Genomic DNA, 21,393 nt, shown 5'->3' with positions numbered 1-21,393 from the left:
CCTCCTGGGCCGATGTGCCGTCCTACGTGACACGCCGCCGCTTCAGCGGGGGGCTCTCCGCTCACCGCGGATGGAGATTCCCACTCCTTGCCGTGCTCAACGTATAGCGCACCGGGGGGCTTGCGGCAAGGCCCCCGGCAGGCCGCAGAATCGCCGACCGAGGCCAGTACCTGCGAAAACGGGAGTTGCGTAGTGCGTGTGTTGTTGTCGACGTATGGGTCGCGCGGGGATGTCGAACCGCTGGTGGCGCTCGCGGTGCGGTTACGGGAGCTCGGCGCGCAGGTGAGCGTGTGTGCGCCGCCGGACGAGGTCTTCGCCCGGCTGCTGGCCAGGGTAGGCGTGGAACTGGTGGCGGTCGGCAGGCCGATGGGCACGATGACGGCGCCGTCGACGGAATCGGCGGCCTCCCGGCGTGTGACCGAGCTGGCCGCGCAGTTCGGCACGGTCGCCGCTGCCGCCGAGGGATGCGACGTCCTCCTGGCGACCGGGCTCGCGCACTTCTCCTCGCGGTCGGCGGCCGAGAGACTCGGCATCCCCTACGTGTACGCGACCTTCTGTCCGTTCCTGCTGAGGTCGCCGCACCAGGCGCCGCCCGCGCTGCTGGCGGGCCAGTCGTTCCCGCCGGAGGTGACGGACAACCGGGTGCTGTGGGACCTGAACGCCCGGACCTTCAACACGCTGCACGGCGGGGCGCTCAACGCCCATCGGGCCTCCGTTGGTCTGCCGCCGGTGGATGACGTCCACGGTTTCATCTTCACCGACCGGCCGTGGCTGGCCGCGGACCCGCTCCTGGGCCCGTGGCGGCAGACCCCGGAACTCGACGTCGTGCACACCGGGGCGTGGATCCTGCCGGACGAACGCCCGTTGGCGGACGACCTGCTGGCGTTCCTGGACACGGGCACACCCCCGGTGTTCGTCGGCTACGGCAGTATGCGCGGTGTCTCCGCGGACATCGCCCAGGTGTCCATCGAGGCGATCCGCGCGCACGGCTGCCGCGCGCTCGTCAGCCGCGGCTGGGCCGAACTGGCTCTGATCGACGACCGCGACGACTGTCTCATCGTCGGCGAGGTCAATCAGCAGGCACTGTTCGCCAGGGTTGCCGCCGTCGTGCACCACGGCGGCGCCGGCACTACGACGACAGCCGCCCAGGCCGGAGCGCCGCAGGTGATAGTGCCCCAGGCGGCGGACCAGCCCTACTGGGCCGGCCGGGTGGCCGCCCTGGGCATCGGCGCGGCACACGACGGCTCGGCTCCGACCACCGAGTCCCTGTCAGCCGCACTCGGCACGGCCCTCAGCCCCGAAACCCTCACACGAGCGAGGGCCGTGGCCGCCGGCATCCGCACCGACGGAGCAGCGGTGGCCGCGAAACTGCTGCTCGACACCGCCAGCCGAGAAAGGATGTCGGTGCCCGCGTGAACCACACGGGATCACCGAGCCGGGCACGTGCCCGGCACCGGGCCACACCGCCGACGCGGAAGGTCAGCCGCGCCGTCGACCTGGGGCCGACCGGACCGCTCGGCAAGCACTGGACCGGCAAAGGGCATCCCCAGCATCGGCCGGCTCTTCTTCGCCGACTCGCGGGGGCAGGACACCTGGTGCTCCGGCGGCCGGCCGAAGTTCAGGGCCGTTAAGTTGACACACCCGGCTCGTGCTCGACGATGACGGCCGGATCAAGGCCGATTACATGTTCCCGGGGGCCTGATCCGCAGTGGCAGAGGCGCCCGTTGGCCCGGTTGCCGCCGAGAGTGCCTCGGCTGTCGCCGCGTCGGCCGGCAGGAACGCCTCCAGCTTCAGCTCGGCAAGCGTTACGTCAACGGCGGTGGCGAAGGTGGTCACGGTCGTCATCAGACGCAGCTCACCATACGAGGACTGCAGGAGGAGCGGAACTGCGAAACCGAGTAGCCCGGCAGACGGATCCAGCTGGGGAACGTACCCAGTGAGCTCGGCACGCAGCTCTTCGAGGTGGCCGAGACGGGCCAGGATGTGGCGGGCCCATTCGGCGAGATTGTGGATGCGGGGAGCCAGGCCGTCGGGATGCAGCGCAAGACGGTAGATGTTCGTGCCCGGGCCGACCAGCTCGGGGGCCGCCCCCTCGGTGATCAGGTCGAATGCGGTGTTCGCGGCGATCAGGTCACCGCCGCGGTCCACAACCAACGCCGGATACGGCAGATGTCCGCGGAGGATGTGGCCGATTGCCGTGCGCACGGGAGCCAGCACCGGGTCGTCGAGTGGGCTCTCGGGGTAGGCGGGTGCGTACCCTGCGGCCAGCAGTAGCTCGTTGCGCTCCCGCAGCGACAGTTCCAGCGACTCGGCGAGGCGCACGACCATGTTCCGGCCGGGGACGGACCTGCCCGATTCGATGAAGCTGAGATGGCGCTGCGTGGTGCCCGCCCGAAGCGCCAGGTCGAGCTGGCTGAGATGACGGCGGGTACGCCGTTCGCGAAGCGCACGAGGGAAGTCCACGGGACCTGTTGTATCGGCGGCGGAGGGGCTCAGGCCATTCCCCGCAGGGAATTGGCATTACTCGCGCCGGTCGTGAAAATCGCCGGCATGGACATCGGTGTACTGCTTCCGACCGGAACCGCACAGTGGGGCCCGGCCGACGACCCCCGCGAGCTGGTCGCCTTCGGCCGCCAGGCGGAACGCCTGGGCGTCTCCTCGCTCTTCGTCAACGACTCCCTGATCAGCCCGCGCATCGAAGCGCTCACGATGCTGGCCGCGCTCGCTCCGGCGACCGAGAGCGTGACATTGGGTACGGCTGCACTGATGCCGTTCCTGCGTCGGCCGGTCCAGGCCGCGCAGTCACTTGGATCGATCGACGTGCTGTCCGGTGGCCGGCTCACCGTGGCCGTCGGCGCCGGCTTCCCCGGCCGCTTCGGGCGGCCCCTCTACACGCTGTCCGAGCTGCCGTGGGAAAGGCGCTTCGCCCGCCTGGACGAGACTGTCGCGCTGTGGCGGGCCCTATGGGACGGCGCCGACTCCTTCCACGGCGAGATCCTCCAGTTCGATGACATCCCGCCCACGACCAGACCGTCCCAAGTCGGCGGTCCGCCCATCTGGCTCGGCGGCGCGACCCCCGCAGCGCTGGCCCGGACCGGCCGGATGTACGACGGATGGCTGCCCTACCCGCCCGACCCAGCCGACTACGCATCCGGCCTCCGCGATGTCCGCCGAGCTGCGGCCGGCGCCGGGCGTGCAGCCGAGGACATCACCTCCGCACTGTTCGTCTCGGTCCGGATCGACGACGACGCCGAGAGCGGACGTCGAGCGCTGGAGGCCTACGCACGCGCCACATACGGCATGCCGCTGGAGGAGCTGGAGAGGATCCAGGCCGTTGTCACCGGCTCCGCCGACCAGGTGCTCCGGCGCCTGGGACAGTACGTCGCCGCCGGCGCCCAGCACATCGTCGCACGACTCGGTGCCCTGGACCTGCGCTCCCAGCGCGACCAACTCGAACGGATCGCAGACCTGATCCCCGCCATACAGAAGGCAATGGATCACACTGCCGTCTCGGAAGGCTCCCGAGAGGGCGTTGACTCCCGTTCCCGATGATGTGCTGTCGCCCGTTCGTGGATGATGCGACGGTTCCGCCGTCGTGTCGTGCGCATGATGGGGTCGCGGGCATGGAACGGATGCCGTACGCAACCGACTTGTCCGACGAGCAGTGGGCGTTGATCGAACCGCCGGTCACCGCGTGGAAGCAGGAGCGGGTGGCGCGGTCGGCGGCCGAGGAGGCGGGCTCCTGCGACGTGCGTGAGGTCGTGAACGCGCTGCTCTACCAGAACCGGGCAGGCTGTCAGTGGCGGCTTCTGCCGCATCACCTCCTGGCCTGGTCGGCGGTGTTCTACTACTTCGCCCTGTGGCTCCAGGACGGCCTTGACCAGCGGGATCCAGGAAATCCTGCGCTGCCAGGTGCGGGAGCGGTGCAGACGATTGACGGCGGCGTCGGCATCATCGACTTCGACGACTGCGGCACCGGCCACTACCTCCTCGACATCGCCACCGTCCTGTCCTCCGTCCACGGGATGGGGGAAGTGCGGTGGAGCCCGTGCCGGAGGATGTTCCGGGCCACAAGCGGCGCTCGACGCGTTCCTCGTCGAGGTCGAGGTCGAGATCGGCCAGCAGTAACAGCAGCGCCGTTTCCAGCCGCGGCTGCGGTACGTCTGGCGTGTTCATGTATGGCAGTCCTCTCGCCGAAACGCTGGCATCACAGTTCCTGAGACGTCATGGGCCCCGGCTCATCCGCTCGTGGGCCGGGGCCAAGCGGCAAGAGCCTTCCGGTCTGTCTTGCCCCGGTCGTTCACCGGGAGCTGGTCGAGCAGTACATACCGGGCGGGGACCAGAGCGGGCGGCAGCGCCTTGCGCAGCTGTTTGTCGATCAGGGCCGCGTCCAGCGAACTGCCGCAGCAGAAGGCGACCAGATGCCGGGCGATGCCCTCGCCCTCCGCGAGGAGGACCGCGGCTGCCACGCCCGGCAGAGCCCGCAGCTGATGCTCGATCTCCGCCGGTTCGACGCGCTGACCCCGGATCTTCGTCTGGTGGTCGGTCCGGCCCAGATAGAGCAGACCTGCTTCATCGCTTCGGCGCACCACGTCACCGGTGCGATACCAGAGGCGGCCGGCCGACTGGAGAAACGCCCCTCGTCGTCCTCGGATCGCAGATAGCCGGAGAACATCTGAGGACCACTCACACACAGCTCACCCTCACCGGGGTGCGGCTTGCCGGTCTCGTCCAGCAGCACCGCCTCATGGCTGGGAAACAGTCGGCCGATGGGCACGATGCCATGGTCACCGGGGTGCCCGTCCTCCGGTGACCAGCGGTGCACCGAGCATGCGATCGTCAGCTCCGTCGGGCCGTAGAGGTTCTCCACGGTGGAATTGGATGCGGCCGACTGCCAGGCGGTCGCATCCTCGTGGAGCAGAGTCTCCCCGCAGAACAGGCTCCACCGCAACGAGGGCAGGGAACCGGCCGTCAGCGCACCGGAGCGCCGCAGCAACGCGATGGCCCCGGGAACGGAGAACCAGACAGTGACCTGTTCCCGTGCCACGAACTGCGGCAGGCGGGCCAGCGCAGGGCATCCATCGGATGGTCGCGGAGCAGCTCGCCGAGCCGGTCGGCCGGGAGGTCCGGTGGCAGCGGGACTACCGCCGCCCCCGCGCACCTGCAGGATGCCCGCGTAGCCGGTGAAGGTCCGATCCGCCAGGATGCCGACCGAGCGGGGCTCACCCTCGGGGTGCGCCGACCGCAGGACGGCGGCCCAGCGATCGGCTGTGGTCTGCAGCTCCGTGTAGCTCACCCGGCGGGGGCCGATACTCAGGGCCACCCGGTCCGGAACGCGGTTTCGGCTGTGCCGTACAAGATCCTCCAGACGAGGCTTCGCGGCCGCATCGTCAGCTTCGCAGGGCGCTCTCGTCACCGCATCTCCCGTTCCCTGTGCGACGCCCCGGGCGGCGGGGCACGAACGCGGCCATCGTGCCGGGCCGCGGCCCGCCGCAACAGCTCCTTCCGGCCGCCCGTCGGAGCAGGCCCGAACGGCCATGCCCGTTCGGGTACCCCCGCACGTCCCTACCGGCGATGAGCAGTCGAATGCCTGCCGTCGTTCCCGTTCGGCTTCGTGTAGCCGGGCGCCAGTTCGAGCACGAGGTCCACGACGAGCTCCGGTCGTACGACGAAGGGCGAGTGGCCGGTGGGCCACTCGCGAACCGATGTGCAGCGCTGGGCCAACACGCGTTGCAGTTCCGGATCGATCGCCCGGTCCCGGGTGCAGACGACGTACGTGGATGGCGTGTGCTTCCAGCTCTGACGCTCGGGAACGCCCCGCCCGCACCCTGGCGCCTGAACACGGAGCAGGTCCACCGCCCAGGCGGCGCGATCCTCGGGGCCGTCGGCGTAGAAGACGTCGGCGGCCGCGTCGCGGCGGATGAAGGTGGAGTCGTCTGGCGCGGACACGATGGCGTCGCGGAGCCGACGAGTCGCACCGCCCACACGCGCCGCGCTCTCACCTGCGTCGAGCACGAAGGCCGCAAGGTAGACGAGGTGTGCCGCGCCCCGGAGACCCGTGATCACTGAACCCCCGTAGGAGTGTCCGAGGACGACGGGCGGCTCGTCCAGTGCGTCAACGGCGGCCTGAACCGCCGCCGTGTCCGCTCTCAGGGAGCCGCGGTGCAACTCGGGCATGACCACGTGCGCACCTGCGGCGTGCAGGCCCTGCGCGACCAGGGCGAAGTGCTCGGCGCGGTGGTACAGACCGTGGACCAGTACTGCGCCGGCCATGGCAATCGCCTCCCTGCTCGCCCGTCGGGGCACCGCGCGACGTCTCCGGAAGCGGCGGACGCCGACATCGACGAGTGATGAGTCGAGGGCACGAGCCCAGCGTCGAGTTCATCCTGCCCGCGGAGCTAACCCCAAGGCTCTTCATCGTCCTCATCGCCGCCCCACTTCGGCACGGCGACCTTTCCGACACACCACATATTCGGCGGATACAGCCACCGACGAGGTCTTGCGGACCTGTGACGTGATGGGTGCGGTGCTGCCGTCCAGACGCTCGTACTCCTGCCCTCAGGAGAACGAGCAGCCGATGTTGCCTGTTCGGGCAGTCATCGCGCCCCGGAGCTTCCTGACCCGACACCAGTGACAGGTTTAACGTCTCGGAGTGAACCTTTGGACTTCCCTTGAGCCTGCGTCCGCGACTGTGGATCCGGGTGGTGCTACGACGGTGCGACTGCGGCTGCGCAACACCGGCGATGTGGTGGACGAGTACCGGTTCGAGGTGGTGGGGGCTCTGGCTACCTGGGCGGTCGTCGTGCCGCCGGTGTTGCGGTTGTATCCGGGTACGACTGGTTCGGTGGATCTGACGTTCTCTCCGCCGCGAACACCCGATGCAACGGCGGGTCCGAGTCCGTACGCAGTCCGGATCACGCCGACGGAGCATCCGGAGGCAACGACGATTCCTGAGGGGAATCTAACGATCACTCCGTTCGTGGACGTGCGTGCCGAGTTGGTGCCGCCGACGGTGAAGGCCCGTTTCCGGGGGCGTCCGAGGCTGGCAATCGACAACATGGGCAATACGAAGTTAACGGCGTCGGTGAGGGGGAGTGACAACGGGGATCAACTGTCGTACGATATTCACCCGAGCAATGTGCAGATCGAGCCGGGTCGTGCGGCGTTCGTGAAGGCGACGTTGAAGCCGCGGCAGATTATCTGGTTCGGATCGCAGGGGCACCAGCCCTATAAGCTGGCGGTACAGCGGTCGGGGGTTGCACCACTGGATGTGGAGGGCATGTATGTACAGAAGGGTTTCCTGCCGCGCTGGCTGGCGACGCTCCTGAGTGTTCTCACGGCACTGACGATCGCGTTCGTGATGCTGTGGATCGCCTACAAGCCCCAAGTCCTCAGTGCCGCAAAGGAGAAGCAGGCAACAGACTTCAGCACCCTGGCTCCCCCAATCTCCCCGACACCCGATGCACCGAAAGCCCCGTCAAACGAGCCCGCGGCCTCCGAGCCGGCGGCCCCTGAGCCCGCGGCCTCTCCTCCTGCTCCGCAGAACTCCCCGGAGAGCGGGGACGACGGGCAGGCGGCGCGGCCGGAAGCGACGCAAGACGGGCCCAGCAGCGTCGTCCCCGCGAACAACGTCCTGCTGCAGAACACCGCCACCAAGAAGTGCGCCGACATTCCGAGTGAGGGTAACGGTGAGAAGGGTGGCCGGGTGCAGCAGTTCACGTGTATCGAGAGCGCCGATGACAATCAACTCTGGAATCTCGAGGTACGTTACTCAAGCCTTGGCCCAGGCGGCTCCGCCCTCTTCCAGATACGCAACGCCAAGGATCAATACTGCATGGACCTACCGGGCTCCGGAGCCCAGTCCATTCACGCGGCGATTTCCGAGGCAGACTGCGTAGGTACGACGGACGACAACCAGTTGTGGTGGATCGACAAGCAGGATAGTGGCGCCTACTGGATACGCAACTTTGCCAGCAACGATATGTGTCTCGAAGTGGCTGGGAATGAGTCAAGCGCCGACGAGGTGCGACTCCTGCTCTTCTACTGCACCAACACCGACGACCAGGAGTGGCAGATCGTCAGCCCCTAAAAGAGGTGGGTCGCTGAGCTTTTTCCATCCTCAATGTGAGCTGGCTAAATGAAGGGTGAGGACGGCTTGGACGAGGTTCGTGATTGCGGGTCGTCGATCAGCGGAGTTTGCGGCGAATCCGCCAGGACTTCAGGGTGGCGATGGCCTGTTCTACCAGGGCCCAGAGCCCAAGGCTTCGGCGTAGTTGCGTGACATCCGATTCGCGATGATTTGCCGGGCGATCCGAGTGGACTACCGTGGGTGCCGTCGCATCAGCGCTGATCCCGTCGGAGGCGTATCGGCCTACCCCCGACCACCTGCCGCGAGGCAGACGAGGACGGCCAGAGGGTGACCAACTGGTGCAGCCAGCCTTCGGCCGCCCACCGCTTCAGGTAATCGCCGTCGAGCAGGTGCACCCCCTGGCCCGCGGCCCACCGAGCGTCCTCGTCGGTGAACTCCTCCACGCTGATCATCAGCCGGGCCGTACGCCCAGCGCCGAACCGCACCGCATCCCACGGGGGAGCCGTGTCCCGCAGCGGAGCCGGACCCGTGTGGACGGCGATCTCAAGCCTTTCGTCGTCACCAGGGTGCCAGGCAAACACCCGGGGTCTGCCCTCCACGGTCTCGGAGATGACGCGCCAGAAGCCCTCCCGCCGCAGCAGTATCCGTTGCGCCGCCTTCGCCAGCCCCCACTCGTCCAGCCCCGCAAGTTCCCGCGGCTTGTACACGCCGTCGCGCCGGCGGAGATACCGCGTGAAAGGCACCGACAGGACAACGAACGGCACAAGATAGAGCCCGGAGGCCAGCCGACCGAACCGAGCTTCAATACTGTTGAACACCCCCAGCGGGACAACAAGAACGAAGGCCAGGACGAAGATCCCGCCGACGAGTTTCCCCACACCCCGCCAGGTGAGCCTACTGATCCCGCTCAACTGCAACTCCAGCCGCTTCCGCTGACGCACGGCCCGACGCGTCCCCGGCGCAGGCGGACGTAACCGTCTCAGCACCATCTCGTTCACCCCGCACCACCGCCCCCTCCGGAGATGTCATGTTCCGTGTGAGTACCCATGTGTGAGGCGGCGCTATCAGGCTTCAGGCGAAGTTGTGCGCCGTCCGCTTCGTGATCATGCGAGTCCGACGAGGGCGAGTGGCCTGAGGGCGTCACGGGCGTTGCCCCGCAGCCCGGCGGCGATGTTGGTGCTCTCTGCGGGGCGGAGAGCGCCGATGGCGAGATTACGCCAGGTGGCCATGGCACGAGGTCCGGCGCCGGTCCGCAGTTGGGCGGCGTCCTCGGCGAGACTGGTGACCGCGTGGACGGTCTTGATGCTGATTCTCCCGGTCCTGTGTTCCACGCGGCGCTTGAGCTGAACAGCCTGGCAGGCACCGGGAAAGAGCAGGTTGTTCACCGTGCACACCTTGATCCGGCGGATCTCGCCCCGCCCGTGCCCGGCATCGCGGGCGCGTGACTGCAGCGGAATCCGCTTCCAGGGAAGGGACTTGAGCTGCTTGCGGAGCTTCTTCTGATTCCCCTTCACGATCACGATGTAGTGCGCGCCCCGGCCGAGCAGATAGCCGGCGTGCTCACGCTGGGTATGCATCGCGTCGCTGGTCACGACCATACCCGCCAGGTCGGCGACGATCTCCAGCAACGGCTTGAAGCAGGTGATCTCGTTCGTCTTCTCGCCCACGTCCAGCTGCGCCATCACCAGGCCGCGGACGTGGTCGCAGGCGGCCAGCAGGTGGATCTTCCGGCCCTCGGGCCTGGCCGCTCCGTGGAGGCTCTTGCCGTCAACCGCCAGTCCGCGCAGCCGGCTGTCGGTGGTGGTGCGCCGGTCGGCCAGCCAGCAACCCACCGCCCTGTCCAACGCGTCGCCGTCGATGCGGTCCAGCAGCCGCCGCACTGTCGATTCCGCCGGCAGGCACCGCTTCGGCAACAACGGATCGGGCCGTACACCAAGGCGTTCAGGACAGCGGACGGAGCGTCGGCGATCCACTCGCCGACCGCCAGCAGGGAGTCGCTCCGGCCAGCACCGCCCACGCGCTCAGCGCGAGCACGACGACCAGAGCGTGCCGCACACCGCGCGGATCGCGCGGGTCGGGCACCTCGCCGAGTCGCTCCAGCAGGCCCGGGACATCCTCGGGCACGGCCTCGCGATGCACGCGGAGTTGGTCAAAGGCGGGCGGGATCAGCGATGATGCGTCGGCAGGCACGGTCTTCCACTCGGAGCACGGGGCGTAGAGAACTCTATGATCTCGGAAACCGTGCCTGTCACGTTCCGGGAGCGTCACCGAGCTGGCAGATCGCTATGAACCGGGTGTCATACGACTACGCCGAAGCCCTGGCCCAGAGCCTTGCGGGGGATCGGTTGACGGCCTGCTGACTGCGGGAGAGGCAGGGCTTCGGCGAAGTCTTCTGATGTCCGTTTAATGATCAGGTGAACCTGAAGAGCGCGAGGGGGTGTGAGACACGGAGGTTGCGGCGAAGGGCGGTGGCGATGTTGGTGACGCCCGTCAGCCGCACGAGGTTGCGCCTGGTCAATGTCGGTTAAAGGGCTTCCGTGGCCGTGTTCGATGCACGCACCGTGGTGTTCCTCGTGGTGGTGGGGCTCGTCGTTGTCCTGGGTTGCTACTTGACGGCTTGCGTCCTCAAAGAACGCAGCCGACGCCGACGTGTTGTGCGCATTGGTGAGCACACTCCGGCCCGCTGCGTCCACGCCCATCACGTGGCTCGCGCCGAGTTGTCCGTCCAGTGTGTCGGAGCGCCAGGCGAACTCGTAGCGGTAGGTGCGCCCGGATGCCGCGTGGACGTGTGTGGCGGCCATCAGTCGGGTGCCTGTGGTGAAGAGCCCGTCACCGAAGATGATGGTGCGCAGTTCGGCGGTGGTGGCGTTCGGGTGCCGTGCCCGGTACGTGCGTACGGCGTCCTCGGTGGTGGAGCCTGGACCGGACAGGAATTGTGCCGCGGTGCTATGGAGGTTGGCCTCGGTGCTGCCTGCCAGGATGCCGAGCGGGGCGAGGTAGAGACTGCCTTCGTCGAGATTGGAGCCGATCAGCAGGTCGGTGTCGCTTCCCCGCGCGGCCAGCACCGTGGCGGGTGTTCCTCGGCGACCAGGCTGAAGGACGTGATGCCGCCCAGCGGGTGGTGTCGGGTGAGCGTGCGCAGATCCTGTCCGCCCAGGCGGGGCAGGAGGGCGACGAGACGGCCATCGGGGATGTCGGCCAGGGCTGTGGCCGTGGGCTCGGTGACCAGTTCGCGACCGACCTCGCGGGTGACGATGTCGGCCTGGGGTGTGAGGGCTCCGGTGCCGGTGCCGCTCTGGATGACGGCCCGTCGCACCAGGCCGGATGCGGCGGGATCGGCGAGGATGCCGCCGACGATGACGGCTCCTGCGGACTGGCCGAAGAGGGTCAGGTTGGCGGGGTCGCCGCCGAAGCGGTCGATGTTGTCGCGGATCCAGCGCAGGGCGTCGAGGCCGTCGAGCATGCCGCGGTTGTCCGGCGTGTCGGGCAGGTGCAGGAAGCCGGGTATGCCCAGGCGGTAGTTGACGGTGACCAGTACCACGCCGTCGCGGGCGAAGGCGGTACCGTCGTGGAGCGGCGCGCCGTTGGAGCCGGCGACGACGACGCCGCCGTGGACGAACACCGTGACCGGCCGCCCCGGGCCGTCGGTCCGCAGGGCCCAGATGTTCACGGTGAGGTAGTCCTCGCCGCGCTGCCAGCCCGGGCCGAAGTAGGGGGACATGTCGAGGGTGCCGAAGGCGTCCCGGACGGGCTGGGGCGCGGTCGGTCCCATCCGTGTCGCGTCCCGTACCTCGGTCCACCCGGGGCGCGGGCGCGGCGCGGTGAAACGCTCGCGGCCGACGGGCGCAGTGGCGTAGGGCACGTCGAGGAAGACGGCGGCGTGTTCGTGGCGGCGGCCTCGGACCGGGCCCCGGGTGGCGGGGGGATGACGAAGTCGGCTGGTGTCACGTGAGTGTCTCCTCGCTGCCGGATGTCCCGGCTTGGCGAACGGTTCGGCGCGGTGCCGGTGACCGCCCTCGGGGGTAATGCCGTTGCGTTAGCTCGTGGGCGTAGGCTGCTGGGCAGTGTTCCCGGGGGTGGTTCGGGTGTCTGGGGATGTCGGCGAGTTATCGGGCCTGGGTTTGCTGGCCTGGGTGTATCCGTCCGGTCTGGTGGATCGTGCGGTGGCCGTGTGTGGTCGTGCGGAACAACGCAGACGCCTGCTGCGGGCCCGGCTGGTGGTGTACTTCGTGCTCGGGCTGGCCCTGTTCTCGCCGGCGCCGTATCTGGACGTGATGCGGCATCTGGTCGAGGGCCTGCGGAGCCAGGGTCTGCTGGGTGACTGGCGGGTTCCGGCGGAATCGTCGCTGTTCAGGGCCCGTCAGTGGCTGGGTCCGGAGCCGCTGCGGGTCCTGTTCACCACGACCGCAGAACCGATGGGCACCGAGAGTACTCCGGGGGCGTTCTGGCGGGGGCTGCGGATGCTGGCGGTGGACGGGACCTGCTGGGACGTTGCCGACAGCTCGGCCGACGAGGCTGCCTTCGGCCGCCCCGGAAGCAGCCGCGGTCACGACAGGGGCTCCTTTCCCCAAGTACGGATGGCCTGCTTGATCGAAGTGGGCACGCACCTCGTGCTGGACGCCGAGCTGGCCGGCTGGCGCACCGGGGAAGTCACCCTGGTGGGCCGCCTGCCCCGCTCCTGCGGGCCGGGACAACTTGTCCTGGCCGACCGGGAGTTCCTCGGAGTGCCGTTGTGGCAGGCCTTCACCGTTACCGGCGCCGACCTGCTGTGGAGGGTGCCGGCCAATCCGCGCCCGGGCGAGCCAGGTCCGGTCGGCAGTGTTCCAGGCGTCGCTGGAGTATCCATCGGCTGACGGTGTTTCGCGCCACCCGGCACCGCGCCCCTTGCGGAACACGAAGCGGGCGTAGAGCTCGGTGCACAGCAATGTCGAGGCGACAGTGATGATTGCGTTCGAGATCCACCAGGGCAACGCCATGGCCAGGAGTGGCACCGCGAAGCTGGAGAGGACCCCGACTCCGCCGCCGAAGATCACGAACCTGATGAAGGAGTCGACGGGCCCGGGGGTGGCGGGGGCTGCGGTTGCCGTTGCCGGCTTCTTCGGGGGGAGTGGCGCCCGGGGCGATCAATTACTTGACTCACGCAAATATAATCAGATTGCTTGACTTGCGCAAGTTAAGTCCTGGTGTGTTGCCGTCCGCTCAGGAACGGGGCCGGACCAGCCCTGCGTCGTACGCCATGATCACGGCCTGGACGCGATCGCGTGCGCCGAGTTTGGCGAGCACGCGGCCGACGTGTTTCTTCACCGTGGACTCGGTGAGCACGAGTCGTTCGGCGATCTCGGTATTGGTCCATCCTCTGGCGATGGCGAGCAGTACCTCGTGCTCGCGGTCGCTGAGCTCGCCCAGCCGCCGATCGGCGGCCGGAAGTGTGGCGTCGCCGGGGGCGAGGACCTGGCGGGCGTACGCGTCGAGGAGGCGTCGCGTCAGACGGGGCGCGACGACCGCATCGCCGCCCGCCACGGCCCGGATGCCGGCGAGTACCTCCTCGGGGCGGGCCTCCTTGAGCAGGAAACCGCTGGCTCCGGCGCGCAGGCCGGCATGTGCGTACTCGTCGAGGGCGAAGGTGGTGAGGATGAGGACGCGGGTGCGGCCGCCGGCGGCAACGATGCGGCGGGTGGCCTCGATGCCGTCCATGCCCGGCATCCGGATGTCCATCAGGGCGACCTCCGGCCGGAGGTCGGCGACCATACGGACCGCCTCGGCGCCGTCGCGGGCCTCACCCACGGCGCTCATGCCGGGAGTGCCCTGCAGCAACATGCGGAAGCCCAGGCGCTGCAGTGGCTGGTCGTCGGCGATGAGGACGGTGGTCATGCAGCGGGGTCTCCGGCGACGGGCACGCGATAGGTCCGGCGGGGATCCTCGGCGTCGGCGCCTTCGAGGGTGACGTCCACGATCCAGCCGGGCCGGTCGGTACGCGGTCCGGCGATGACGGTGCCGCCGTACATCGCGGTCCGCTGGTGGATGCCCACGAGGCCGTGGCCGGACGCGTCGGGACTGGCATCCGTGTGCCGGTCGCCAGGCCGCGGCCCCGTGTCGGTGACCCGCACCCGGATGGCGCCCTTTGCGGTGGTCACGGTGGCGTGCGCGGCGGAACCGGGCCCCGCGTGCTTGAGGGTATTGGTCAGGGCCTCCTGGACGATGCGGTAGACCGTCAGCTGTATTCCGCCACTGAGGGCGGTCAGGTTTCCTTCGGTCCGGTAGGAGACGCTCAGGCCCGCGGCGCGCACGCGGGCGAGCAGCGTGTCCAGGTCCACGAGGGAGGGCTGCGGGCTGAGGGGAGCTTCCTCCGGCTCGTCCCCGAGCACGCCCAGCACCCGTCGCACCTCACCCATGGCCTCACGGCCGGTGTCCCCGATCAGGCGCAGTGCCTCGGCGCTCTGTTCGCCCTGGCTGACGGCAAGGGCGGCGGCCCCGTCGGCGAGGCCCACCACGACGGCGAGATTGTGACCGACGATGTCGTGCATCTCGCGGGCCACACGGTGGCGTTCGGCGGCCGCGGTCAGACGTTCGCGTTGATCCCGCTCGATCTCCAGGCGGGCCGCCCGTTCCCTCAGCGCCGCCAGGTACACGCGCTGGGTGCGCAGCGCCAGAGCCAGGGCGACGGCGGCGATCTCCTGACTCACCACAAGCAGCAGGGCCGGTGCGGGATTGCCGGAGGGCAGCAGGCACCACACCGCCGCGCTCGTCTCGACGAGTACGACGGCCGATGCCCAGCCGAGCAGCCGCAGCGGGCCGTGCAGGGCCAGGTTGTGCAGGGCGGTGAGCAGACAGGCGCCGGCGAGCAGCCACAGGTTGAGCGCCAGGGGGATCACGGAGGCGACGGCCACGACGGCGAAGACGGTCGCGGGCGCCCGGCGCCGCCACCACAGCGCCAGCACCATGGCGGCGGTGATGGCGACGAGGGCGGTGAGCGGCAGGTCCGGGCGCTTCGCGTCGAACAGCCTCCGGTCGCTGGCGGCGCAGGCGTCCACGAGCGCCGTGGTGGCGGCGACCGCGACGACCGCGCAGTCCAGCAGCCACGGGCGGGATCCGTCGGCCCACCGCAGACGGCGCTGGGCGCGCAGCATCCGGCCCAGGAACGGATGCGCCCAGACGGCTTCCAGCCCCGGGGGCGGCGCGAGACCGGCCCCCGGGGCGCGAGACACGGCGGCGGCCGGGGGGTGGTCGGTCGCCACCGTCGCCCTCGCGGTCATCGCAGGTATGCCTCCTTCACGGGAATCCGGTCCCGTATCGGCCGGTCACGCATCGGTCTTGGCGAGCCGGTACGCCGCGCCCGCCAGGGTCAGCGCCACCCAGCCGGCGAACACCGCCAGCCCGGCCCAGGGGCCGAGCGAGTCGGACGCCTGATGCAGATGGGTCACCGCCTGTCCGGACTCGTTCGGCAGGTAGGGCGTGACGTCGTCGCGGATGGAAGAGGGCAGCAGCCCCGTCAGACCGGGCACGATGAGCAGAACGGACACCAGGACGGCGATGCCGCCCGCGGTGGAGCGCAGCAACGAGCCCAGCGCCACGCCCCACACGCCGACCAGCGTCAGGTACAGCCCGACGCCGATCAGGACGCGCAGCACCCCGGGGTCGGAGATGCTCTGTGCCATCTCGGTGTCCTTGAGTACCAGTCCGCCCACCCAGAAGGAGCCGAGGGCGGTCGCGCAGGCCAGGGGCAGGATGGCGGAGCCGAGGACCAGGCTCTTCGACCACAGCACCGGGAGCCGCGTGGGTACGGCGGACAGCGTGGCACGGATCATGCCCGTGGTGTACTCGCTGGCCGCGATCATGACGCCGAGCACGCCGAGGGCGAGTTCGGCGAACGTGGTGCCCGTCGTGGCCAGGCCCACCGCCCCTTCCGAGACGTCCGGGCCGTTGCCGCGGCTCTCTCCGGGGGTGAAGACGGCTGCCGCGATGATCCCGAAGGCCAGGACCATCACGACGGCCAGGGCGAGGGTGATCCAGGTCGAGCGCACCGACCAGAACTTGCCCCACTCCGAGCGGATCACCCCGGCGAAGGTGACCTTGTAGACGGGCCGGGCCGAGTCGCGCCCGGCGGCGGTGGAGGTGTCGGCTGCGGTGGTGGTCATCAGGCGGCCTTCCCCGAAGTGGCGATCTGGGTGCCGTGGTACTCCACTGCGTCGCTGGTGAGTTCCATGAACGCCTCCTCCAACGACACTGTCTGTGAGGTCAGTTCGTACAGCGGGATCTGGTGCTGCGCGGCCAGGGAGCCGATCTGGCGGGCGTCCAGTCCTACGACGACGAGTTCCTCCGCGGTGGTGGAGGTGATGGTGACGTCAGGGCCTGACAATGTGGCCCGCAACCGCTCCGGTTCGGTGCTGGCGACCTTCACTCCGCGCCCGCCGGCCTGCTGGATGAAGGCCTCGACCGTGGTGTCGGCGAGCAGTCGGCCACGGCCGATGATCACCAGGTGCTCGGCGATCAGGGCGGTCTCGCTCATCAGGTGCGAGGACAGCATGACCGTACGGCCCTCGTCCGCGAGGCGGGACAAGAGGTTCCGCACCCACAGCACGCCCTCGGGGTCGAGGCCATTGACCGGCTCGTCCAGCATGACGATCTCCGGATCGCCGAGCAGGGCCGCAGCGATGCCGAGCCGCTGCCCCATGCCCAGGGAGAAGGCGCCGGCCCGCTTGTGGGCGACGCTCTGCAGTCCGGCGAGTTCGATGACCTCGTCGACCCGGTGACGGGGTATGCCGTGCGTGCGGGCGAGCGCCTTCAGATGGGCGAATGCGCTGCGGCCCGGATGGACGGACTTGGCCTCCAGCAGGCTGCCGACCTCCTGGAGTGGCGCCTGGTGCTGTGCGTAGCGCTTGCCGGCCACCGTCACCGATCCGGCGGTGGGCTTGTCCAAGCCGATGATCATGCGCATCGTGGTGGACTTCCCGGCACCGTTGGGCCCGAGGAAGCCGGTGACCTGACCGGGCTTGACGGTGAAGGTCAGGGCGTCGACGACGGTCTTGTGCCCGTACCGCTTGGTGAGTTGCTGAACGTCGATCACGGGTCGTTTCTCCCGCCTGTGCGGCTGTGCTGGCTTGCGTCCAAGCTAGGAGCGGGGAGTGACGCGATCGCGGGGTCGGAAGCGATGTTGGTACCCAGGTACCACTGCGGGCGAGGGATGTCCGCTGCCGCCAGGGAGTCGGTGACGCCGAGAGCGGGCAGGATCACGGCATCGACGAACCGGTGCAGGTAGGCGCCGCCGAGGGGCGGATCCCCGATCAGCGTGCAGGCGAGCACGCCCGCGAGCAGCAACAGCGGCAGCCGGTCCGACGCCTGTTCTTGTGCAGGGAGTTCGCCTCGCTCCACCGCCCGCGCGACCACCGCGTCGAGTCGACCGGGACCGGGCCTGCGCAGTGCGGACACCAGATCTGGGTGTGTGTGCATCGGGCTCATCAGGCCTCGTATCAGCGCACCGTCCTGATGCAGTCGCTCCTCGCCCCGCCTTTCGATCAGCCCGTGCAGGTCGCCGGCCAGCGAGCCGCTGTCGACGATGTCGACGTCGAAGGGGGAGAGGTGCCGCAGGGCCTGCAGCACCAGCTCGTGCTTGCCGCTGAATCGGCGGTACAACGTGACTTTGCTGCAGTGCAGGCGGGCTGCGACGGCTTCCATGGTCAGGGCGTTGTAGCCGAGGTCGCGCAGCAGGGTGATCACCGTCTCGTACAGCTCGGCCCTGCGCTTGGGCCCGAGCCCGTCCTGGCGGGCCGCCGGGAACCCGGTCCTTGGTGTGATCGTGTCTGCCATGCCGATTCCCATTCAACGCTTTGCAGGGGGCGGGGTCAGGCCGTGCGGTGACCGGCGTACGGCCAGGACGGCGATGTCGTCGTGCCGTCCCTCGTCCCTGGCGAACGCGCGGGCATCCTCGTACAGGGCCTGCGCGAGGTCGGTGGGGGAGAGCCCGACGTGGTCCTTGAGCCGCTCTTCGACCGGATAGAAGGTGCCGTCGGCGGCCCGGATCTCGGTGAGTCCGTCCGTGCTCAGCAGCAGCGTCGAACCGGCGGGGAACGCGAACCAGTCGACCGTCGCGGGCGCGTCGGAGAGGTCGGCGAGCCCGAGCGGTACACCGGTCTCCAGCAGCGGGGTGACGACGGCGCCCTCCTGTACCAACTGGGGAGGAACATGACCACAGTTGACGATCTGTGCCTCGTCATCGGCGTCGATGCCGACGACGAGCGCGGTCACGAACCGTTCGTCGTCGCCGGTCTGTTCGGCGTAGGAGTTGTGCCGCATGACCGCTGCGTCCAGCGCGTCGACCAGCGCTGTGAGTGTCGGCTCTCGGTGGGCGGCCTCGCGGAAGGCGCCGATGACGGCGAAGGCGGCGCCCACGGCGGCGAGGCCCTTGCCCTGCACATCGCCGATCAGCACCCGGGTGCCGAAGGGTGAGTCGACGACGTCGTAGATGTCGCCGCCGACGAGGCGGTCCTCTTGTACGGGTTCGTACACGCCGGTGACCAGGACGTCGGGGGTGAGCAGGGGCATGGGATGGAGGATGTGGCGTTGCATGGCTGCGGCGGTGGAACGCAGGCGCATCATCTCGTGCTCACGTCGGAGCCGACGGTGGCAGGCGTAGACGGACACGATCCCCAGAGCGAGGGTGAGCAGCACCAGCAGGACACGGTCGAGCATGCGGACGCCGATGTCGTCGTGCGCCACCACGGTGACGCTGACGACGAGCGTGGTCCATGTGGCGACGAACCTGGTCTGTGTGACGGTGCACAGGGCCGATGCCGTGCCTGGCAGGAAGACGAGGAGGCCGAGGAGCCACACCGCGGATCCGGACAGGACGCCGAGGATCACCATGGCGGCCGTCACCGAGACCACGCTGACGGCCAGCTCGGCATTTCCTGGAGGCTCGATGGTGTCGAAGGGATCGGCGTGACTCGGGGGGCGTGTGCGTGTCATGGGAACTCCTGGCGGACGGCGGACTCTCTGTGCGTCAGGCAGGCCCGGTCACCTGGCGGCGGTGCGGGCCGGGCGCTGTGTGCCTGCGGATGCCCGTGATCTCGGCTGCGCGGTGTCAGTCCCGAGCGTGGGCGGGAAGCAGGCCGAGGGCCACGTCGAGGATGGCGGCGTGCTTCTCCTCGGGCGTGCCCTCGATGCCGTCCAGCGCGGTCGCAGCGCCATGGAGGATCAGCAGCGCACCGGCGCAGCGGATCTGCTCATGGAGCCCGGCGCCGTCCTGGGTCAGGAGCGCCAGGACACGGGTCATCGTCTCCCGATACGCCGTGCCTGCGGCCAGGTCGCGCATTTCTGCCTTGCTTGCTTCGAAGAGCCTGAACAGTGGCCCCGCACGGGCGAGCGCGAGGTGGTAACGGCGCAGGACTTCCCGTTTGGTCGCCGGCCCCGGGGGAGCGGCCCGGCCCCACTCGATCACTTCTTCGATGGGCTTGATCCACTCGTCGAAGAGGACGGTGAGGATGTCTTCCTTCGCCTTGAAGTGGTAATAGACCGCCGCCTTGGTGAGGCCGAGGCGCTCGGCGATCTCGCGCAGCGAGGTCTTCTCGTACCCCTGTCCGGCGAAGAGTTCCAGCGCCGTCTGCTGGATGTGCCGGCGGGTCTCATCCGTGGTCATGGTCTGCGTGCGGCCTTCCGACAGGCATCTTGCGTCTCCGATAGGTCTGGTGCAGCTTCTAAATCAATGGATTGATTTAAAAATGTAGCCGGAGGTGACGCCTCCGGCAAGGCGGAGGCGACGGCACCCTGCTGCACCGCCGCCTCCGCATCGGAGAAGGCAGTCGGTCGCTTCCCGCTTCTGCCGGGCACGGTCAGAGCGCATTACGTGATGCCGCGCGCAGGGGTGAACACGGACCCTCATGTCCGGGGGGCGAAGACCCGCCCCCCTCGGACGACGGAGTCGATCACGCCGTGGAGTGCCGCGTCGGCGGCACTGGCTCAGTCGTAGGTGTAGAAGCCGCGCCCGCTCTTACGGCCCAGGTGACCCGCGGCGACCATTCGGCGCAGGAGGGCGGGCGGGGCGTAGAGCGGCTCCTTGAACTCCTCGTACATGGACTCGGCCACTGCCTGGGCGGTTTCGAGACCGATGAGGTCGAGCAGGCGCAGCGGGCCCATGGGGTGGGCGCAGCCGAGCTCCATGCCTTGATCGATGTCTTCCGGCTGGGCGCCGCCCGACTCCACCATGCGCACCGCGCTGAGCAGGTAGGGCACGAGCAGAGCGTTGACGACGAAGCCGGAACGGTCGGGGGCCTGGATGGGCTGCTTGCCGAGTTGTGCGGCGAGATCGCGGGTGCGCTGCACGGTCTCCTGGCTGGTGGTGATGGCGGGAATGAGCTCGACCAACCCCTGAACAGGTACGGGGTTGAAGAAATGCATGCCGATCACCTTGCCGGGGCGCTCGGTGGCGACGGCGAGGTCGACGATGGGAATGGAGGAGGTGTTGGTGGCCAGGATCGCGGCGGGGTCTTCGAGTGCCTTGTCGAGGCCCTGGATGACGTCGGTCTTGATGCCGCGCTTCTCGGCGACGGCCTCGATGACGAACTGCCGGTCGGCGAGATCCGCGAGGTCATGGGTGAAGGAGAGCCTGGCGAGGGCCTGATCACGCTCTACCTCGGCGAGCTTGCCGCGCTGTACGCCCCGGTCGAAGGAGGCGGTGATACGGCGTCGGCCGGCTTCGAGGGCGTCCGGGGTGGCCTCGGCGACCCGGACGTCGAGGCCCTGGCGGGCGGCGACCTCGGCGATGCCGGAGCCCATGAGGCCGCAGCCGACCACGCCCAGGCGGGTGACGGAATCCATGGATAGACCTTTCAGACGTTGCGGCGGTACTGGCCGCCGACCTCGAAGAAGGCGTCGGTGATCTGCTGGAGGGAGCAGACGCGGGCGGCGTCCATGAGGACGGCGAAGACGTTGTCGCCGTTGACAGCCGCGTCCTTGAGGGCGGTCAGGGCGGTGTGGGCGGGCTCCTGGTGACGGGACTGGAAGCCTTGGACGCGCTTCAGTTGGGAGTGCTTCTCCTGTTCGGTGGCGCGGGCCAGTTCGACGGTGGCGGGTTCGGCGGTGTCGGCGTGCGGGTTGCGGAAGGTGTTGACGCCGATGAGGGGCAGGCTGCCGTCGTGCTTGCGCTGCTCGTAGAGCATCGACTCGTCCTGGATCCGGCCGCGCTGGTAGCCGGTCTCCATCGCGCCCAGGACACCACCGCGCTCGTTGATCCGCTCGAACTCCTGCAGCACCGCCTCCTCCACCAGATCGGTGAGTTCGTCGATGACGAAGGAGCCCTGGAGGGGGTTCTC

22 protein-coding genes and 2 pseudogenes are annotated in these 21,393 nt (G+C 69.0%); 6 read left to right on the top strand and 18 right to left on the bottom strand.

Features of this window, described 5'->3' with window-relative positions; genetic code table 11:
- The first annotated feature begins 192 nt into the window (after positions 1–192).
- Positions 193–1,416: a glycosyltransferase gene (locus tag ABZ490_RS46115; protein WP_359004833.1), complete on the top strand. Its 1,224-nt coding sequence runs from the start codon at positions 193–195 to the stop codon at positions 1,414–1,416.
- Between the two features lie 264 nt (positions 1,417–1,680).
- Here ABZ490_RS46115 and ABZ490_RS46110 read toward each other — a convergent pair whose 3' ends face one another.
- The gene (locus ABZ490_RS46110; protein WP_359004830.1) at positions 1,681–2,463 is read right to left on the bottom strand and encodes a helix-turn-helix transcriptional regulator; all 783 of its coding nucleotides are present in this window, start codon (positions 2,461–2,463) and stop codon (positions 1,681–1,683) included.
- Between ABZ490_RS46110 and ABZ490_RS46105 the strand changes: the two genes are divergently transcribed.
- A complete protein-coding gene (locus tag ABZ490_RS46105) occupies positions 2,371–3,552 on the top strand; it encodes an LLM class flavin-dependent oxidoreductase (protein ID WP_359004828.1) in 1,182 nt (393 codons plus the stop codon). The genes ABZ490_RS46110 and ABZ490_RS46105 overlap by 93 nt on opposite strands.
- Before the next feature lie 71 nt (positions 3,553–3,623).
- Positions 3,624–3,936, top strand: a pseudogene (locus ABZ490_RS46100) (transposase); the annotation flags it as partial.
- A gap of 302 nt (positions 3,937–4,238) precedes the next feature.
- Here ABZ490_RS46100 and ABZ490_RS46095 read toward each other — a convergent pair.
- The 3 genes and pseudogenes from ABZ490_RS46095 to ABZ490_RS46085 all read right to left on the bottom strand — a co-directional run bounded on the left by ABZ490_RS46095 (position 4,239) and on the right by ABZ490_RS46085 (position 6,273).
- Complete coding sequence (locus tag ABZ490_RS46095; RefSeq protein ID WP_359004920.1) at positions 4,239–4,589, bottom strand: hypothetical protein; 351 nt, start codon at positions 4,587–4,589, stop codon at positions 4,239–4,241.
- Between the two features lie 80 nt (positions 4,590–4,669).
- Positions 4,670–5,539: pseudogene (locus ABZ490_RS46090) on the bottom strand (AMP-binding protein); the annotation flags it as partial.
- A 26-nt stretch (positions 5,540–5,565) separates the two neighbouring features.
- Positions 5,566–6,273 (bottom strand): alpha/beta hydrolase, encoded by a 708-nt coding sequence (locus ABZ490_RS46085; protein ID WP_359004824.1) that lies wholly within the window; start codon positions 6,271–6,273, stop codon positions 5,566–5,568.
- A 379-nt stretch (positions 6,274–6,652) separates the two neighbouring features.
- Between ABZ490_RS46085 and ABZ490_RS46080 the strand changes: the two genes are divergently transcribed.
- Positions 6,653–8,089 (top strand): RICIN domain-containing protein, encoded by a 1,437-nt coding sequence (locus ABZ490_RS46080; protein WP_359004822.1) that lies wholly within the window; start codon positions 6,653–6,655, stop codon positions 8,087–8,089.
- 251 nt (positions 8,090–8,340) lie between these two features.
- Here the strand turns inward: ABZ490_RS46080 and ABZ490_RS46075 are convergent, their stop codons facing one another.
- The 5 genes from ABZ490_RS46075 to ABZ490_RS46055 all read right to left on the bottom strand — a co-directional run bounded on the left by ABZ490_RS46075 (position 8,341) and on the right by ABZ490_RS46055 (position 11,951).
- Complete coding sequence (locus ABZ490_RS46075) at positions 8,341–9,000, bottom strand: hypothetical protein (protein ID WP_359004819.1); 660 nt, start codon at positions 8,998–9,000, stop codon at positions 8,341–8,343.
- A gap of 192 nt (positions 9,001–9,192) precedes the next feature.
- Entirely contained in the window at positions 9,193–9,969 is a 777-nt protein-coding gene (locus tag ABZ490_RS46070) for an ISAs1 family transposase (RefSeq protein WP_359004817.1), read from the bottom strand.
- Positions 9,970–10,030: 61 nt separating this feature from the next.
- The gene (locus ABZ490_RS46065; protein ID WP_359004814.1) at positions 10,031–10,228 is read right to left on the bottom strand and encodes a transposase family protein; all 198 of its coding nucleotides are present in this window, start codon (positions 10,226–10,228) and stop codon (positions 10,031–10,033) included.
- A gap of 158 nt (positions 10,229–10,386) precedes the next feature.
- Positions 10,387–11,154 carry a hypothetical protein gene (locus ABZ490_RS46060; protein ID WP_359004811.1) on the bottom strand — a complete coding sequence of 256 codons (768 nt, stop codon included), beginning with the start codon at positions 11,152–11,154 and terminating at the stop codon, positions 10,387–10,389.
- On the bottom strand, positions 11,118–11,951 hold the full coding sequence (locus tag ABZ490_RS46055) for a carboxylesterase family protein (RefSeq protein ID WP_359004808.1): 834 nt from the start codon (positions 11,949–11,951) through the stop codon (positions 11,118–11,120). The genes ABZ490_RS46060 and ABZ490_RS46055 overlap by 37 nt, the downstream gene beginning before the upstream one ends.
- A gap of 202 nt (positions 11,952–12,153) precedes the next feature.
- Between ABZ490_RS46055 and ABZ490_RS46050 the strand changes: the two genes are divergently transcribed.
- On the top strand, positions 12,154–12,942 hold the full coding sequence (locus ABZ490_RS46050; protein ID WP_359004805.1) for an IS4 family transposase: 789 nt from the start codon (positions 12,154–12,156) through the stop codon (positions 12,940–12,942).
- Positions 12,943–13,003: 61 nt separating this feature from the next.
- Entirely contained in the window at positions 13,004–13,252 is a 249-nt protein-coding gene (locus tag ABZ490_RS46045) for a hypothetical protein (RefSeq protein WP_359004802.1), read from the top strand.
- Between the two features lie 36 nt (positions 13,253–13,288).
- Here ABZ490_RS46045 and ABZ490_RS46040 read toward each other — a convergent pair whose 3' ends face one another.
- The 9 genes from ABZ490_RS46040 to ABZ490_RS46000 all read right to left on the bottom strand — a co-directional run.
- The gene (locus ABZ490_RS46040; protein ID WP_359004799.1) at positions 13,289–13,960 is read right to left on the bottom strand and encodes a response regulator transcription factor; all 672 of its coding nucleotides are present in this window, start codon (positions 13,958–13,960) and stop codon (positions 13,289–13,291) included.
- Complete coding sequence (locus tag ABZ490_RS46035) at positions 13,957–15,342, bottom strand: histidine kinase (RefSeq protein WP_359004796.1); 1,386 nt, start codon at positions 15,340–15,342, stop codon at positions 13,957–13,959. The genes ABZ490_RS46040 and ABZ490_RS46035 overlap by 4 nt, the downstream gene beginning before the upstream one ends.
- A 45-nt stretch (positions 15,343–15,387) precedes the next feature.
- A complete protein-coding gene (locus ABZ490_RS46030) occupies positions 15,388–16,224 on the bottom strand; it encodes an ABC transporter permease (protein WP_359004794.1) in 837 nt (278 codons plus the stop codon).
- Positions 16,224–17,153, bottom strand: a complete 930-nt coding sequence (locus ABZ490_RS46025) for an ABC transporter ATP-binding protein (RefSeq protein ID WP_359004791.1) — start codon at positions 17,151–17,153, stop codon at positions 16,224–16,226. Before ABZ490_RS46025 ends, ABZ490_RS46030 begins: the two co-directional genes overlap by 1 nt.
- Positions 17,150–17,905: a TetR/AcrR family transcriptional regulator gene (locus tag ABZ490_RS46020; protein WP_359004788.1), complete on the bottom strand. Its 756-nt coding sequence runs from the start codon at positions 17,903–17,905 to the stop codon at positions 17,150–17,152. Before ABZ490_RS46020 ends, ABZ490_RS46025 begins: the two co-directional genes overlap by 4 nt.
- The gene (locus tag ABZ490_RS46015) at positions 17,906–19,051 is read right to left on the bottom strand and encodes a PP2C family protein-serine/threonine phosphatase (protein ID WP_359004785.1); all 1,146 of its coding nucleotides are present in this window, start codon (positions 19,049–19,051) and stop codon (positions 17,906–17,908) included. It lies immediately after the preceding gene.
- 115 nt (positions 19,052–19,166) lie between these two features.
- Positions 19,167–19,721, bottom strand: a complete 555-nt coding sequence (locus ABZ490_RS46010; protein ID WP_359004782.1) for a helix-turn-helix domain-containing protein — start codon at positions 19,719–19,721, stop codon at positions 19,167–19,169.
- A 320-nt stretch (positions 19,722–20,041) separates the two neighbouring features.
- Positions 20,042–20,899 (bottom strand): 3-hydroxybutyryl-CoA dehydrogenase, encoded by an 858-nt coding sequence (locus ABZ490_RS46005; RefSeq protein ID WP_359004779.1) that lies wholly within the window; start codon positions 20,897–20,899, stop codon positions 20,042–20,044.
- Between the two features lie 11 nt (positions 20,900–20,910).
- Positions 20,911–21,393, bottom strand: a 483-nt coding sequence (locus ABZ490_RS46000) for a methylmalonyl-CoA mutase family protein (protein ID WP_359004776.1), incomplete at its 5' end; no start/stop codon positions are given.

The organism is Streptomyces sp. NPDC005811 (genome assembly GCF_040630405.1).
Taxonomy (GTDB): Bacteria; Actinomycetota; Actinomycetes; order Streptomycetales; family Streptomycetaceae; genus Streptomyces.
The sequence above is the reverse complement of the archived record's forward strand: the minus strand, read 5'-3'. Positions and strand labels throughout refer to the sequence as shown.